At 70.3% G+C, this 15,390-nt stretch carries 14 protein-coding genes; 4 read left to right on the top strand and 10 right to left on the bottom strand.

The window, feature by feature from the left end; genetic code table 11:
* Together ACOTKD_RS05100 and ACOTKD_RS05095 are read right to left on the bottom strand one after the other, a co-directional pair.
* Nucleotides 1–803, bottom strand: an 803-nt coding sequence (locus ACOTKD_RS05100) for a phosphoribosyltransferase domain-containing protein (RefSeq protein WP_424887646.1), incomplete at its 3' end; no start/stop codon positions are given.
* Entirely contained in the window at nt 800–1,966 is a 1,167-nt protein-coding gene (locus tag ACOTKD_RS05095) for an HpcH/HpaI aldolase/citrate lyase family protein (RefSeq protein WP_424887645.1), read from the bottom strand. The genes ACOTKD_RS05095 and ACOTKD_RS05100, both read right to left, overlap by 4 nt.
* A 241-nt stretch (nt 1,967–2,207) precedes the next feature.
* Between ACOTKD_RS05095 and ACOTKD_RS05090 the strand changes: the two genes are divergently transcribed.
* Entirely contained in the window at nt 2,208–3,137 is a 930-nt protein-coding gene (locus tag ACOTKD_RS05090) for a TerD family protein (RefSeq protein WP_424887644.1), read from the top strand.
* A gap of 114 nt (nt 3,138–3,251) precedes the next feature.
* Here ACOTKD_RS05090 and ACOTKD_RS05085 read toward each other — a convergent pair whose 3' ends face one another.
* The 6 genes from ACOTKD_RS05085 to ACOTKD_RS05060 form a co-directional block, all read right to left on the bottom strand.
* Nucleotides 3,252–3,995, bottom strand: a complete 744-nt coding sequence (locus ACOTKD_RS05085; protein ID WP_424887643.1) for a TerD family protein — start codon at nt 3,993–3,995, stop codon at nt 3,252–3,254.
* Nucleotides 3,996–4,109: 114 nt separating this feature from the next.
* Nucleotides 4,110–5,270: a DUF475 domain-containing protein gene (locus ACOTKD_RS05080; RefSeq protein ID WP_424887642.1), complete on the bottom strand. Its 1,161-nt coding sequence runs from the start codon at nt 5,268–5,270 to the stop codon at nt 4,110–4,112.
* Between the two features lie 49 nt (nt 5,271–5,319).
* A complete protein-coding gene (locus ACOTKD_RS05075) occupies nt 5,320–5,895 on the bottom strand; it encodes a TerD family protein (protein ID WP_030369881.1) in 576 nt (191 codons plus the stop codon).
* Nucleotides 5,896–6,048: 153 nt separating this feature from the next.
* Nucleotides 6,049–6,624 (bottom strand): TerD family protein, encoded by a 576-nt coding sequence (locus tag ACOTKD_RS05070; protein WP_030369882.1) that lies wholly within the window; start codon nt 6,622–6,624, stop codon nt 6,049–6,051.
* 153 nt (nt 6,625–6,777) lie between these two features.
* Nucleotides 6,778–7,236, bottom strand: a complete 459-nt coding sequence (locus tag ACOTKD_RS05065) for a peroxiredoxin (protein WP_030369883.1) — start codon at nt 7,234–7,236, stop codon at nt 6,778–6,780.
* 169 nt (nt 7,237–7,405) lie between these two features.
* Complete coding sequence (locus tag ACOTKD_RS05060) at nt 7,406–7,828, bottom strand: DUF3052 domain-containing protein (RefSeq protein WP_424887641.1); 423 nt, start codon at nt 7,826–7,828, stop codon at nt 7,406–7,408.
* 478 nt (nt 7,829–8,306) lie between these two features.
* On the opposite strand from ACOTKD_RS05060, the gene aceE reads away from it, so the two are divergent.
* Nucleotides 8,307–11,039: a pyruvate dehydrogenase (acetyl-transferring), homodimeric type gene (aceE, locus tag ACOTKD_RS05055; protein ID WP_424887640.1), complete on the top strand. Its 2,733-nt coding sequence runs from the start codon at nt 8,307–8,309 to the stop codon at nt 11,037–11,039.
* Between the two features lie 75 nt (nt 11,040–11,114).
* Here the strand turns inward: aceE and ACOTKD_RS05050 are convergent, their stop codons facing one another.
* Both ACOTKD_RS05050 and ACOTKD_RS05045 read right to left on the bottom strand, forming a co-directional pair.
* On the bottom strand, nt 11,115–11,498 hold the full coding sequence (locus ACOTKD_RS05050) for a peptidase inhibitor family I36 protein (RefSeq protein WP_424887639.1): 384 nt from the start codon (nt 11,496–11,498) through the stop codon (nt 11,115–11,117).
* A 114-nt stretch (nt 11,499–11,612) separates the two neighbouring features.
* Nucleotides 11,613–13,205: an MFS transporter gene (locus ACOTKD_RS05045; protein WP_424887638.1), complete on the bottom strand. Its 1,593-nt coding sequence runs from the start codon at nt 13,203–13,205 to the stop codon at nt 11,613–11,615.
* 114 nt (nt 13,206–13,319) lie between these two features.
* Between ACOTKD_RS05045 and ACOTKD_RS05040 the strand changes: the two genes are divergently transcribed.
* Together ACOTKD_RS05040 and ACOTKD_RS05035 are read left to right on the top strand one after the other, a co-directional pair.
* Entirely contained in the window at nt 13,320–13,982 is a 663-nt protein-coding gene (locus ACOTKD_RS05040) for a TetR/AcrR family transcriptional regulator (protein ID WP_424887637.1), read from the top strand.
* 98 nt (nt 13,983–14,080) lie between these two features.
* Complete coding sequence (locus ACOTKD_RS05035; RefSeq protein ID WP_424887636.1) at nt 14,081–15,301, top strand: alpha/beta hydrolase; 1,221 nt, start codon at nt 14,081–14,083, stop codon at nt 15,299–15,301.
* Nucleotides 15,302–15,390 lie beyond the last annotated feature (89 nt).

Raw genomic sequence — 15,390 nt, 5'->3', positions numbered from 1 at the left:
CCGTACATATACGGCCCCGGACCCCCACCCCGGAGCCCCCGCCCCCGGACCCCGGACGCGCCCGCACCCGCCGACGCCTCCCGCTCCGCAAGCCGCTCCCGCTCCCGCTCCGCAACCAGCTCCTGCCCCCGCTCCAGCACGCCCTCCGGCAGCCGCACCGTCCCCGAAGCCAGCGCGACGAGGTCCACCCGCGCCCCCAGCTCCGCCGCGAACCGCTCCAAGCGGGCCCGGTCCTCCTCCGACCGCATGTCGACCAGCGCAACGACCACGTACCGCGACCGCGGAAACCCCGCGTGCAGCGCCGCGATCGTGTTCAGAACCGTCCGCCCCGTGGAGAACTCGTCGTCCACCAGCACCAGCGGCCCGTCCCCGGCGAAGAACTCCGGGTCCTCCGGCAGCAGCAGGTGCGACGTCGCGTGGCTGTGCTCCTCCTCGAAGCCCCCGACCGTCGCGACCCCGGCCACGGCCCGCCGCGTCGAGTGCAGGTACGGGGCGAGCCCGAGCCCGTCGGCGACGGCGTGCCCCAGTCCCGTGGCCGTCTCGGCGTACCCGAGGACGACAGCCCGCGCCGCCTCCGCGTCGCCGAGCAGCTCGCGGACCCGGCGCCCGAGCCCGAAACCGGACCCGTACACGACCGCCGGAGACGCCGGCACGTGCTTGCCCAGCACGTTGGACACCAGCAGGTGCGCCCGCTTGGGATTGCGCCGCAGCGCCAGCCCGAGCAGTTCGGGAAGCCGCGCGTCACCGTCCAGCGAGACGCCCAGCCGGTCCGCGACCCACCGCCCGGACCACACCCCGCTCACACGCCCGCCCGAACGCTCGCCGCCAGCAGTTCCACAAAGCTCACGTCCTCCCGCGCGACGCCGAACACCTCGGCGCGCAGCATGATCCGCTGGGCCCAGGCCCGGTGCGGCTTCACTTCGTTCATCTTGTTCGTGTAGGCGGACCGCAGCACTCCGCCGCCGTCCCGCTCGGGCCGCAGGATGTCCTGCGCGTCGCTGAACTCTTCGTGGCTGACGACGGACAGGGCATGAACGGGCGCGACGTGCGAAGGATGAATGCAGGTCTTGCCCTGGAGCCCGTTCGCCCGGTCGAGCTGGATCTCCCGCAGCAGGCCGTCCATGTCGTGCTCGATGAGAGCCGTGCGCAGCTCTTCCGCGGGCCCGGCGAAGGGCGTCCGCCGCAGCTGCGGCTTGAACATCCGCTCGTGCTGTCTGAAGTACTCCCACACGGGGCCGGTGACCGTGAAGCCGCTGCCGTCCGCCCGCCCGAGCACGTTCACCACATCGGCGATCACGGACCCGACGATCTGCACGTCGTACGCGGTCATGTCGGGCGCGCGCCGCAGCCCGTACGCGGAGCAGAAGTCGGTGACGCCGAGTCTCAGCGCGAGCACCCGCTCGCGGTACTTGTCGACGGTGCGGGAGATCCCGGCGAGGGTCTCGCGCCGCGTCTCCAGGTGGAGCAGTTCGGGCGACTCCAGCACCGGCATGGCGAACAGCCGCTGCCCGCACTCCGCTTCGGCCTCGGTGAGGGCCTCCAGGAACGGCACTCCGCGGTCCTCGGTGAACTTCGGCAGGACGAAGCCGGAGAGCAGCCGTACGGCGGGCCCGAGCCGCCGTACGAGGTCGGTGATCTGTGCGGGCTCGCGCACGCGGATGAAGAGCAGCGGGGCCCGGGCGCCGGCCCGGTCCAGCTCGCTGAACTGCCGGACGAGGTTCTCCTCGGCGGCGACGACGTCGTGGTCGCCTATGGAGTCCTCCAGGCAGAGGACCATGGACACGACCCCCCGCTCGGTCTGCTTGACGACGTCCGCCGCGAGGGACGGCCGCGTGCCGGGGGCGTAGAGCGTGGCGCCGAGGGCGACGGAGAGCGTACGGGCCGGGGAACCGGCGTCGAAGGCGACCGGCTCCTGATGGAACAGCCCATTCCGCACTGAGGGCGCAAGGTGTTCGAAATGCCTCATTACTCTCCCCGTGACCACACCCGCGCGCAGGCTCGTCCAGGCGCAGAGGTGGCCGATTATCGTACGTCCGGCGACGGGTCAAGAGTTCCCCAAGTGCATGAAAATCTGGGACCCCGTATGAGTCGCCGGGATGTCGGAGCGGGGAGCCCACGGGTGCGTCATGTGCCGGTTTCGTGATCGTCGGCACCGTCTCCGACCCCTGCGTTGTCCCCCGGAGCCGCGGGAGGGCAGGATTGCGGACATGACGCACGCCATGCTGAAGGGGTCGAACATCCCGCTGGACGCCCGCGCCGTGCGGGCCGTACTGCGCTGGACCCCCGGCCCGGGCGTCCCGGACGTGGATGCCTCCGCCCTGCTCGTGGGCGAGAACGGCCGCGTCCGCTCGGACGAGGACTTCGTCTTCTACAACCAGCCGCGGCACCCCTCCGGCGCGGTCCGCCACCTGCCGAAGAAGCGACTGGTCGAAGGCTTGACCGACGCGATCGAGACCGACCTGGGCACGCTGGAGCCGTCCGTGCACCGCGTCGTGCTGGCCGCCTCCGCGGACGGGGGCGACTTCGGCCGCGTGCGGGACCTGTGCGTGCTGCTCTACGACGCCGCGGCGGTCCCCGCGGGGCAGAGCGGCGAGCCGCTCGCGCTGTTCGAGGTCCAGCCGGAGACCGGCTCGGAAACCGCCATGATCTGCGGCGAGCTCTACCGCCGCGGGGAGGGCTGGAAGTTCCGGGCCCTGGGCCAGGGCTACGCGTCGGGGCTGGTCGGCCTGGCCACGGAGTTCGGCATCTCGGTGGACGAGTCCGAGGAGACGGCCGGCGCCGGAGGCACCGGGGATGCGATCACGCAGGCCGCGGCGCCGGTGCCGGCACCGGCACCCACCCAGGCGCCCGAAGAGGCGCCTGCCGCCGCACCCACGGGCGCGCAGGTGCCCGGCCCGGCGCCCGAGCCCACCCCGGCGCCGCAGCCGCAGCCGCAGCCGGGTTACGGCTATCCTCCGCCGCCTCCCGTGCCGCCCACGGTGCCGCCGGCTACGTCGCAGCCGCAGCCCGCGTACGGATACCCGCATCAGCCCGCGCCCACGGGCGCGCCCGCCTACGGGTATCCGCAGTACCGGCCCGTGCCGGACCCGTCGTTCCGGCTGCCGCCGCAGGGCCCGCAGTTCCTGCCGAACCGCTGACCGCAGCACCGCCCCGGGGCTCCGCCCCGGACCCCGGCCCTCAAACACCGGACGGCTGAAGAAGGAGAAGGAGCCCCGGCCCTCAAACGCCAGGCAGGCTGACTTTCGACAGGCTCAGACCTTCGTCTTGTACCCCCTCCCCCACTGCAACCCCCACCCGTACAGCCGGTCCAGCTCCGCCTGGAACCCGTACACGTACCGCATCTCGCGCCGCAGCACGATCTCGCCCTTGACGTTCTCCAGCATCACCACGGCGCACGACCGCGCCTCCGGCGCGCGCTCGTCGAGCGCGATCTCGATCCGGGGGCCGTTGCCCGGGTAGAGCGTCACGAGGGCGTGCGTACGGTCGAACGCCGGGGTGCCGTCATAGATGTAGACGAAGATCAGCAGCCGTTTGAAGTCGGCGCGGTGGTCCATGTTGATGTAGATCGTCTCGCCCGACCCCGACCCGAAGCGGTCGTCGCCGCTCAGCTGGACGTACGGCGGGGCGTTGATGCTGCCCAGTATGTTGCCGAGGGGCTGCACCACGCCTTTGGAGCCGTCCTGGAGCTCGTACAGACAGGCGAGGTCGAGGTCCACGTTGACCATGGCCGGGCCCTGCGCCTGCACCATCTCCGGCCGGAATTTCCGCATGGGGTGCCGCAGCCCCTGGCCGAGCCCCGCCCTGTCGCCGAAGTCCGAGGTGCGCATCCGCCAGGAGAGGTTGACGCGCAGGTTTCCGGTGACCGCTCCCTGTTTGGTGAGGGAGAACGAGGGATGACGCTTGGTCAGCTCGACGGCGCCGTTGACCCCGCCGAAGTCGAGCTGTTGCGCGGCCGCGCGCCCCCAGTTGCTGAAGAACCTGTCCCAGACCGCCATGACCGACGAACCCCCCACCTTTTCCTCGCACATTTCCCGCTCAACTGCCGCGGGGCGGCCGTGAGGTGAGCCTCACGACCGCCCCGCTGAGAGCGTTCCTCAAATGTGCCAGGGTCACACCCCGGAAGGGACTTCCGCCTTCGCGCCGGACCCGTCTCCGGACTCCGCCTCCTTGCGGTTGCGCAGCACGGAGGAGAAGAAGGACAGCCCGATGAGGGCCACGCCGATGAGGCCCGTGACGACCTCGGGGATCTCGTACTTGATGCTGATCATCAGGATGACGGCGAGGGCACCGATGGCGTAGTGCGCGCCGTGCTCGAGATAGACGTAGTCGTCCAGGGTCCCCTTGCGGACGAGGAAGACCGTCAGGGACCGGATGTACATGGCGCCGATGCCGAGGCCGAGGGCCATCACGAAGATGTCGTTGGTGATGGCGAAGGCGCCGATGACACCGTCGAAGGAGAAGGACGCGTCGATGACCTCCAGGTAGAGGAACATGAAGAAGGCGGCCTTGCCGGCGAGGCCGACGACCGAGGTGCCGCCCTTCTTCGCGCCGGCGGGCACCGCGTCCTCCACGGCCCCGTCCTCGTCGTCCTCGTCCTCCTCGGCCTCTTCGAGGCGGTTCTCGAAGAAGTCGGAGATTCCGCCGACGATCAGGTACGTGATGAGACCGCCGATTCCGGCGAGCAGGACGGTGGTGGCCTTGTCGATCGTGCCCTCACCGTCGTGCACCGGAACGGCGGTGGCGAAGGTGGTGGCGGCGATGACCAGCACCACCAGGGAGACGACGACGGAGAGGGTGTCCAGCTTGCCGAGCTTGGCGAGCGGCTTCTCCAGCCAGGCGAGCCACTTGATGTCCCGGTCCTCGAAGATGAAGTCCAGGAAGATCATGAGCAGGAACATGCCGCCGAAGGCGGCGATGGCCGGGTGGGCGCTGGTGACGAGGGCTTCGTAGCGATCGTGGTCCTGAATCGCGACCCTGACCGCCTCGAACGGACCCAGCTTCGCCGTGATGGCGACGATGACGACCGGGAAGACGAGCCTCATGCCGAAGACGGCGATGAGGATGCCCACGGTCAGGAACATCTTCTGCCAGAACGGGTTCATCTTCCGGAGGATTCCGGCATTGATGACCGCGTTGTCGAACGAGAGCGAGATCTCGAGGACGGACAGTATCGCGACGATCGCGAGCCCCTGCCACCCCCAGAGGACACCGGCCAGGGCCAGTCCGGCCGCCGTGATGGCGAACGACCAACCAAAGGTTTTCAGGAGCACTGGCTACCCAATCCTTCGTTATGGGGTTTCCCCCGCGCCGTGCGCGGCTTTACGAAACGTTGACCCCGAAGTCTAGGGCGATGCCGCGCAGGCCTGATGCGTACCCCTGTCCGACGGCGCGGAACTTCCACTCGCCCCCGTAGCGGTACACCTCACCGAAGATCATCGCCGTCTCGCTGGAGGCGTCCTCGCTGAGGTCGTAGCGGGCGAGCTCGGAGCCGTCGGCCTGGTTCACGACGCGGATGTAGGCGTTGCTGACCTGGCCGAAGCTCTGGCCGCGGACGTCGGCGTCATGGATGCTCACCGGGAAGACGATCTTGTCGCAGGCGGCGGGGACCTTGGTCAGGTCGACCAGGATCGTCTCGTCGTCGCCGTCGCCCTCACCGGTGAGGTTGTCGCCGGTGTGTTCGACGGAGCCCTCGGGGCTCTTGAGGTTGTTGTAGAAGACGAAGTACTCGTCGCCGAGCACGCGGCCCGTGGCGCACAGCAGGGCGCTGGCGTCGAGGTCGAAGGGGGCTCCGGTGGTGGAGCGCGCGTCCCAGCCGAGACCGACGGTCACGTTGGTGAGGTTGGGTGCGGCCTTGGAGAGGGAGACGTTGCCTCCCTTGGCGAGCGTGACGCCCATGATCTTGTTTCCTCCCCGAGTCGAGATCCGGCGCCCCGGACTTGCCGCGGGGCGCCGGTGCGCGTCCGGCGCCGGACCCCCCCCGGGGGCGGGGGTCCGGCGCCGGGCGCGGCCGGCGGGGCTGGTCGGACGTCGACGGTCAGACGTCGACGATCAGACGTTGACGCCGAAGTCCTGGGCGATGCCGCGCAGGCCCGAGGCGTAGCCCTGGCCGATGGCGCGGAACTTCCACTCGGCGCCGTGGCGGTAGAGCTCGCCGAAGACCATGGCGGTCTCGGTCGAGGCGTCCTCGCTGAGGTCGTAGCGGGCGAGCTCGGTGTTGTCGGCCTGGTTCACGACGCGGATGTAGGCGTTGCGCACCTGGCCGAAGCTCTGCTGCCGCGACTCGGCCTCGTAGATCGAGACCGGGAAGACGATCTTGGCGACGTCGGCGGGCACGCCGGCCAGGTTGACCTTGATGACCTCGTCGTCGCCCTCGCCCTCACCGGTGAGGTTGTCACCCTGGTGCTCGACGGAGCCGTCGGGGCTCTTGAGGTTGTTGAAGAAGACGAAGTTCTGGTCGTTGGCGACCTTGCCCTGGTCGTTCGTCAGCAGCGCGCTGGCGTCCAGGTCGAAGTCCGTACCGGTGGTGGTACGGGCGTCCCAGCCGAGACCGACGATGACCGCGGTCAGGTTCGGGGCCGCCTTGGTCAGCGAGACGTTGCCGCCCTTGCTGAGACTGACTCCCACGAGTCCTCCATTGGTTTTCGAGGGGCCAGGAGTCTCACCTGCGCCCCCGTTGTGCGATGGCAACCGGTCAACGTCTGGATCCTAGTGACCGGTTCCCGGCGATGGCATGGTTCTCGGCGCGGATGGCTCCGCACCCGGCTCGGCGCGGCCGGCTCAGAGAGCGGCGAGCGCCTTGGTGTACTCGTCCAGGTCGCGCGCGTCGGGCAGGCCGTTGACGACCGTCCAGCGCACGACGCCTTCCTTGTCGATGATGAAGGTGCCGCGCACCGCGCAGCCCTTCTCCTCGTCGAAGACGCCGTAGTCGCGGCTGACGTTGCCGTGCGGCCAGAAGTCGGAGAGCAGCGGGTAGGTGAGGCCCTCCTGCTCGGCGAAGACGCGCAGCGAGAACGGGGCGTCGTTGGAGACGGCCAGCAGCTGCACGTCGTCGTTGACGAACTTCGGCAGCTCGTCGCGCAGGGCGCACAGCTCGCCGGTGCACACGCCGGTGAAGGCGAAGGGGTAGAAGAGCAGGACGACGTTCTTCTCGCCGCGGAAGTCGGAGAGCCGGACGGTCTCGCCGTGCTGGTTCCGCAGCTCGAAGTCCGGAGCCTTGGTGCCGACCTCGATCGCCATGTTCGAAATCCTTCTTCTCGGCAGGGCCGGTCCGCGAGGCCTGCCCGGCCCCGACCACCGGCGGGTAGGCCGCCAGTGTGTCACTGCGCGCCCCGGGGGACGCACGGAGCCCCCCGGGCAGCGGGCTGCCGGGGGGCTCGGTGCGGGTGTCGGTGCGCCTGCCCGGGGGCTAGCGCTTGGGGGCGGCCAGGCGGGTGCCGCTCCAGTCCTTGGCCACGCTGATGCTCTTGGTCTGGGAGAGACCGGCGGTCTGCGAGGCGTCCTGGATGTCGCTCGGCTCGATGTAGCCGTCGCGGCCCGTCTTGGGCGTCAGCAGCCAGATGTTGCCGCCGTCCTCAAGCAGGCCGATGGCGTCCACCAGCGCGTCCGTGAGGTCTCCGTCCTCATCCCGGAACCACAGCAGGACGACGTCGGCCACGTCGTCATAATCCTCGTCGACGAGGTCCTGGCCGATGAGGGACTCAATACCTTCACGGAGATCATGATCGACGTCGTCGTCGTAGCCGATCTCCTGGACCACCTGTCCGGGCTCGAAACCCAGCCTTCCGGCCGGATTGGTCCGCTCCTCCGCGTGGTCCGCGGTCGCGCTCACGGATTTCCTCCTGTCATCCTTCGAGACGTTGCATTCGGCTCGCGCGTACGCGAAACGATGGGCGTAGTCCACACGTGACGGACGGATCGCGCAAGTACCCGGCCATCGAGACCGCCGAAACGTTGACGGACGCGGACGTCCTGTGGCAACTCCAACCCTGGGGCTGGAGGGGCGAGTGATTCACCACACAGAACTTTGCCCCTTTTGCGAAGTTACTCCATGTGATTCCACGGAGCGACCCCGAACAGCCGTACACGGGGAACCCCCTTTGGGGGCGTAAGGTTGCGATTTGGCCGCCCCGGGCGACCAACAAACGCTGCTTCGTCTCACCCGTGGTGGTTACCGCCCAGTAGAGATGACGTTTCCGCCGCCGCGGTCCACGATGGGAGCCGGCGCCAGATAAGCAGCCCCATATTTGACCGCGTGCGCAGCAACACCGCGTGCAGAGCACGACCACGACCGACAGCGAAGGAACAGCGTGGCTTCCGGATCCGATCGCAACCCGATCATCATTGGCGGCCTTCCCAGCCAGGTCCCGGACTTCGATCCCGAAGAGACCCAGGAGTGGCTCGACTCGCTCGACGCAGCCGTCGACGAGCGAGGCCGGGAACGTGCCCGCTACCTCATGCTTCGCCTGATCGAGCGGGCTCGCGAGAAGCGCGTCGCCGTGCCCGAGATGCGCAGCACGGACTACGTCAACACCATCGCGACCAAGGACGAGCCGTTCTTCCCCGGCAACGAGGAGATCGAGCGCAAGATCCTCAACGCGACCCGCTGGAACGCGGCCGTGATGGTTTCCCGGGCGCAGCGCCCGGGCATCGGCGTCGGCGGCCACATCGCCACCTTCGCCTCCTCCGCCTCGCTGTACGACGTGGGCTTCAACCACTTCTTCCGCGGCAAGGACGAGGGCGACGGCGGCGACCAGATCTTCTTCCAGGGCCACGCCTCCCCGGGCATCTACGCCCGCGCGTTCCTGCTGGACCGGCTCTCCGAGCAGAACCTGGACTCGTTCCGCCAGGAGAAGTCCAAGGCCCCCTACGGCCTGTCCAGCTACCCGCACCCGCGCCTCATGCCGGACTTCTGGGAGTTCCCGACCGTCTCGATGGGCCTCGGCCCCCTCGGCGCGATCTACCAGGCCCGCATGAACCGCTACATGGAGGCGCGCGGCATCGCCGACACCTCCAAGTCGCACGTGTGGGCGTTCCTCGGCGACGGCGAGATGGACGAGCCGGAGTCGCTCGGCCAGCTGTCCATCGCCGCCCGTGAGGGCCTGGACAACCTGACCTTCGTCGTCAACTGCAACCTGCAGCGCCTCGACGGCCCGGTCCGCGGCAACGGCAAGGTCATGCAGGAGCTGGAGTCGCAGTTCCGCGGCGCCGGCTGGAACGTGATCAAGCTGGTCTGGGACCGCTCCTGGGACCCGCTGCTGGCCCAGGACCGCGACGGCATCCTGGTCAACAAACTCAACAGCACCCCGGACGGCCAGTTCCAGACGTACGCCACCGAGACCGGTGCGTACATCCGCGACCACTTCTTCGGCGACGACCACCGTCTCCGCAAGATGGTCGAGAACATGACCGACGACCAGATCCTGCACCTGGGCCGCGGCGGTCACGACCACAAGAAGATCTACGCGGCGTACGCGGCGGCCAAGGCCCACAAGGGCCAGCCGACCGTGATCCTCGCGCAGACCGTCAAGGGCTGGACCCTGGGTCCGAACTTCGAGGGCCGCAACGCGACCCACCAGATGAAGAAGCTCACGGTCGAGGACCTCAAGCGCTTCCGCGACCGCCTCCACATCCCGATCGCCGACAAGGAGCTGGAGTCCGGCCTGCCGCCGTACTACCACCCGGGTCGCGACTCGGAGGAGATCCAGTACATGCACGACCGCCGCAACGCGCTCGGCGGCTACGTGCCGAGCCGCGTCGACCGGTCGAAGCCGCTGGCCCTCCCGGACGACAAGGTCTACGCGGGCGCCAAGAAGGGCTCGGGCCAGCAGTCGATCGCCACCACCATGGCGTTCGTCCGCATCCTGAAGGACCTCATGCGGGACAAGGAGATCGGCAAGCGCTTCGTGCTGATCGCCCCCGACGAGTACCGCACCTTCGGCATGGACGCGTTCTTCCCGTCGGCCAAGATCTACAACCCGCTCGGCCAGCAGTACGAGTCCGTGGACCGCGAGCTGCTCCTCGCGTACAAGGAGTCGCCGACCGGCCAGATGCTGCACGACGGCATCTCCGAGGCGGGCTGCACGGCCTCGCTGATCGCGGCGGGCTCCGCCTACGCGACGCACGGCGAGCCGCTGATCCCGGTCTACGTCTTCTACTCGATGTTCGGCTTCCAGCGCACGGGTGACCAGTTCTGGCAGATGGCCGACCAGCTGTCGCGCGGCTTCGTGCTCGGCGCCACCGCGGGCCGCACCACCCTGACGGGTGAGGGCCTGCAGCACGCCGACGGCCACTCGCAGCTGCTGGCGTCCACCAACCCGGGCGTCGTCTCGTACGACCCCGCGTTCGGCTTCGAGATGGCGCACATCGTCAAGGACGGTCTGCGCCGGATGTACGGCGAGAACGCCGAGGACGTCTTCTACTACCTGACCGTCTACAACGAGCCGATCCAGCACCCGGCCGAGCCGGCGGACGTGGACGCCGAGGGCATCCTCAAGGGTCTGTACCGCTTCTCGCAGGGCGAGAAGGGCGCGATCCCGGCCCAGATCCTCGCCTCGGGCGTGGCGGTGCCGTGGGCGATCGAGGCCCAGAAGATCCTCGCCGAGGAGTGGGACGTCAAGGCGGACGTCTGGTCGGCCACCTCCTGGAACGAGCTCCGCAAGGACGCCATCGAGGTCGAGGAGCACAACCTGCTCCACCCGGAGGAGGAGCTCCGCGTCCCGTACGTGACGCAGAAGCTCCAGGGCGCCGAGGGTCCGTTCGTGGCCGTCTCCGACTGGATGCGTGCCGTGCCGGACCAGATCTCGCGCTGGGTGCCGGGTGCGTACCAGTCGCTGGGTGCGGACGGCTTCGGCTTCGCCGACACGCGTGGCGCTGCCCGTCGCTTCTTCCACATCGACGCCCAGTCGATCGTCCTGGCCGTGCTCACCGAGCTCGCCAAGCAGGGCAAGGTCGACCGCTCGCTGCTGAAGCAGGCGGTGGACCGCTACCAGCTGCTGGACGTCACGGCGGCCGACCCGGGCGCGGCCGGCGGCGACGCGTAGTCGCTCCGCCTCACCCCTACTGCCGCCGCCCCCGGCCAGCTCTGCTGGCCGGGGGCGGCGGCAGTTTTCGGTGAGCTAGTGCTCCCAGACCTTGTACGCCCGGACCACGTACGGACTCTCCGGGACCCACGTCCCCGACGGGTACGTCGAGAACTCACCCGTCTCCGCGCACGTAGCGCTCTGATACGTAGTGACAGGGCGCCCCGTGCGGTTGGCGAGGGACGTCGCGCTGCCGCCGGCCGGTAAGGTCACGCAGTCCTCGATGCCGATGTCCGCGAGCTCGCTCGTGCTGCGCGTCCCGCGGAAGCCGGTCTTCGTCCACAGGCACAGTTGCCCGGCGGCGCAGGGGCCGAGCCGCTCCCTGCCCGTCGCGGCCGCCGCGCCCGCCGTGGGCGCGCAGAGCAGGGCCAGCGCGGCGGACGCGGTGACGGCGGCGGCGACGGTGCGGATCGTACGCATGAGCATCACTCCCTGTGTCGGTGTTGTCGCACACCGCATCCTGACGGGAGTGGCGGACGCTGCCAAGAGGGCCCCGCGGTGCGGGGCCCTGATAGGGGAAGGCGTGCGTCCGGGTCAGAGGTGGGCCGCGCCGGCCGCCGCCTCGGGGTTCGCTCCGCGCTTGGTGAACAGCGCGACCAGGGCGGCGCAGGCCGCGACGACGCCCGCGACGGTGAACGACAGGTTCATCCCTGACACGAAAGTGTCATGCGCGATGTCCGTGATCTTCCCCGCCAGCTCCGGCGGCGCGCCCGGCGGCACCGGTGCGACGCCGACGGCGACGGCGTCGGCCGCCCCGGCCGCCTGCTGCGGCGTGCCGGCGGGCAGCCCCGCCTCCGCCCACCTGCCGGGGAGGGTGTCGTCGACGCGGGCGGCCATGACGGCGCCGAGGACGGCCGTCCCGAGCGAACCGCCCACCTGCATGGCGGCCTGCTGCAGACCGCCCGCGACGCCGGCGTGCTCCAGCGGGGCGTTGCCGACGATGACTTCGGTGGCGCCGACCATGACCGGGGCGAGGCCGAGGCCGAAGAGGGCGAACCAGACCGACATCACGCCCGTGCCGGAGCCGGCTTCGAGGCGGGCCATGCCGAAGCAGGCGACGGTGGTCAGCAGCATGCCCGCGACCAGCGGGATCCGCGGGCCCACGCGGGTGATGAGCGCGCCCGCGGCGGGCGAGCCGACGATCATCATGCCGGTGAGCGGCAGCAGGTGCAGGCCCGAGTCGACGGGGCTCATGCCGTGCACGTTCTGCAGGTAGAAGGTGACGAAGAACAGGCCGCCGATGAAGGCGAACGCCATCAGCAGCATCAGGACGGTGCCGGCGGTCAGCGGTACGGAGCGGAAGAGCCGCAGCGGCAGCAGCGGTTCGCGGGCCCTGGTCTCCCAGAAGGCGAAGAGGAGCAGGGCGAGGGCCGCGCCCGCCAGGAACAGCAGGGTCTTCGCGTCCCCCCAGCCCCAGTCGCGCGCTTTGATCAGCGCCCAGACCAGGCAGAACATCCCGGCCGAGAGCAGGCCGATGCCGGGGAGGTCGAAGGAGCGCGGGGCGTGGGCGGCCCGGTGGTCCTTGAGGATGGTGAGGCCGAGGACGAGGGCGACGACACCGACCGGCACGTTGATGAAGAACACCGACTGCCAGTTGACGTGTTCGACGAGGACGCCGCCGAGGATGGGGCCGCCGGCGGTGGAGGCGCCGATCACCATGCCCCAGATGCCGACGGCCATGTTGAGCTTGCCGGCCGGGAAGGTGGCGCGCAGCAGGCCGAGCGCGGCCGGCATCAGCAGCGCGCCGCAGAGGCCCTGGAGGACCCGGAAGACGACGACGGCCGACACGCTGCCGGAGAGCGCGATGGCTCCGGAGGCGACGGCGAAGCCGGTGGTACCTATGAGGAAGGTCAGCCGGTGGCCGAACCGGTCACCCAGCTTGCCCGCGGTGATGAGCGCGACCGCGAGGGCGAGGAGGTAGCTGTTGGTTATCCACTGGACATCGGCGAGCGAGGCGTGGAGGTCATCCCGGATGACGGGATTCGCGACGGCGACGATCGTGCCGTCGAGCGCGACCATCATCACGCCTATCGCCACGGTAACGAGGGTCAGCCAGGGGTGGCCGCGGAACCCCTTGGGGGAACCGAGCTCCGGCTGCGCCTCGGCGACAGCGGTCTGAGACGTCATGCCGAGAATTATGTCAGTGCCTGCCAATTGGCTGCCGACCGCATGCGCTGGTGTCTGCCATATTCGGGGATGGCTATCCTGAGCAGCACAAACGTGGCGGAGGAGAGACGATCCATGCACGCGATCGAGGGTGCGGCGGCCCGCCCGGCGGCGCCGTCCGGGCTGCGCGAGCGGAAGAAGCGGCGCACGCGGGACACCCTGATCCGGTCCGCCCTGGAGCTGTTCGCCCGCAAGGGCTACGAGCGCACCACCGTCGACGAGATCGCCGAGTCCGCGGAGGTCTCCCAGCGCACCTTCTTCCGCTACTTCGCGAACAAGGAGGAGGTCGCGCTGGCGATGCAGACCGCCGTCGACGCCCTCTTCCTCGCCACGCTGCGCTCCCGGCCCGCCGCCGAGGCCCCGCTGGCCGCCCTGCGCGGGGCCGTCCTCGACACGTGGGACGGCGCGCGCGCCGTCATCGAGGCGGTCGTGCCGCTGGAGGTGCACATGGGCACGTACCAGCTGATCGAGTCGACGCCCCAGCTGCTGGCGGCGCGGCTGCGCACGCTCTCGGCGGTGGAGGAGCGGCTGGCCGTGGAGATCGCCCGGCGCGAGGGGCTGGATCCGCAGGCCGACCCCCGGCCGCACGTCCTGGTGGCCGCGTTCGGCGGGGTGATGCGCGTCACGACGCGGGCCTGGGGCGAGCGCGGGGAGGGCGGCCTGGACGATCTCCGGGAGCTCACCGTCGCCTATCTGGACCAGCTGGGTCCGGCATTGGCGGAAAACTGGCGCGCTTGATCGAGAAAACCACGCTTGTGCCCAATTGCCTCCACTCAAACGTGAGATAGCTCACGGACTCCGCAGTCACCGCCGGGTTTCTCCTAGGGTGTTTCGCGGTGACTTCCTTCCCGGAGCTCGGCTCCCCCTCCTCCGTACCGTGGACGACCACGGCCACCGTGTGGCGTGCGCTGCTCGCCCTGGCCGTGGTCTTCGTGATGCTCGGCACGACCGGCTGGACCGCCGTCAGAAGCCACAAGGCGGCCGGGGACGCCCGTACGGTCTCGCTCAGCGCCTGGCTGCACGGCTCCATAGCGGGCCGCCCGCTGCCGGCCCCCGGGACGGCCTCCGACACCGTGGCCCGCTTCTTCGCCACCCTCACCGGCCCCCAGCGCACCCAGCTCGCCGACGAGTACCCCCTCGTCGTCGGCAACCTCAACGGCGCCCCGCCCACCCTGCGCTACCGCGCCAACCGCGCCGCCCTCGACCAGGCCCGCGTCGTCGAGAAGCGCCGCAGCCGCGAGAGCGGCCTGAGTCCCGTCGGCCGCCAGGAGGCGCTGCGGCGGATGCACCGCTTCGAGTCCCTGCAGCAGGACGGGCGGCAGATCCTCGCCTTCGACCCCACCGGCGACGGCCGGGTCGCGGAGGTCATCGGCGACCTCGACCGGGCCCAGCGGGTCTCCGTCGTCGTCCCCGGCGTCGACACCAACCTCCTCACCTTCGAGAAGTCCCAGCGCGCCTACAGCGCCCCCGTCGGCATGGCCCGCTCCCTCTACGCCGCCGAGCGCAAGGCCGCCCCCGGCACCCGTACCGCCGTCATCGCCTGGGCCGACTACACCTCGCCCGCCGGCGTCGGCATGGACGCCGCCACCGGCAAGCTCGCCGCCGAGGGCGCGCTGCGGCTGCGCGCCGCGGTCCGCGCGCTGCCCGGCGACTCCCGGGTCGCCCTCGTCTGCCACAGCTACGGCTCGGTGGTGTGCGGCGTCGCCGCCCGCGAGCTGTCCCCGCGCGTCACCGACGTCGCCGTCGCCGGCAGCCCCGGGCTGCGCGCCGACCACGTCTCCGAGCTGCGGACCAGCGCCCGGATATGGGCCATGCGCGACCCGGACGACTGGATCCAGGGCGTGCCCCACCTGGAGCTCGGCGGCCTCGGCCACGGCGCCGACCCCGTCTCGCAGGGCTTCGGGGCGCGCGTGCTCTCCGCCCGCGGCGCGGAGGGCCACGCCGGCTACTTCGAGCCCGGCACGACGAGCCTCGCCAACTTCGCGGGCATCGGCGTCGGCGCGCCGGGATCCGTCAGCTGCGCCGAGGCGGACTCCGCCTGCGCCGAAGGCGCGTAGCCATACGTCTCGGCTCCGGTGGCTCCGCTTGCCGCCGGACCCTCACCGTGGGGGCTCGGCGCCGTGGCGGCGGACACGTTTTCCGCTGT

Source organism: Streptomyces sp. XH2 (genome assembly GCF_049725035.1).
Classification (GTDB): Bacteria; Actinomycetota; Actinomycetes; order Streptomycetales; family Streptomycetaceae; genus Streptomyces; species Streptomyces roseoverticillatus.
The sequence above is the reverse complement of the archived record's forward strand: the minus strand, read 5'-3'. Positions and strand labels throughout refer to the sequence as shown.